Annotated in this window: 1 rRNA gene; it reads left to right on the forward strand. The window is 51.7% G+C overall.

What is annotated here, in order from left to right:
* Window positions 1-261, forward strand: a 16S ribosomal RNA gene (locus ACTHSL_RS13815); the annotation flags it as partial.

A 261-nucleotide genomic window follows, 5' to 3' on the forward strand; every position in this document is an offset into this window, starting at 1 on the left:
GAATGACTGGGCGTAAAGGGCGTGTAGGTGGTTGACTAGGTTTGATGTGAAATCCCCGGGCTTAACCTGGGAATGGCGTCGAAAACGGGTTGACTAGAGTGAGAGAGAGGGTTGTGGAATTTCCGGTGTAGCGGTGAAATGCGTAGATATCGGAAAGAACATCAGTGGCGAAGGCGACAACCTGGCTCTTAACTGACACTGAGGCGCGAAGGCGTGGGGAGCAAACAGGATTAGATACCCGTGTAGTCCTGTCTCTTATAC

Source organism: Neisseria sp. P0008.S010 (assembly GCF_051962715.1).
GTDB classification, from domain to species: domain Bacteria; phylum Pseudomonadota; class Gammaproteobacteria; order Burkholderiales; family Neisseriaceae; genus Neisseria; species Neisseria elongata.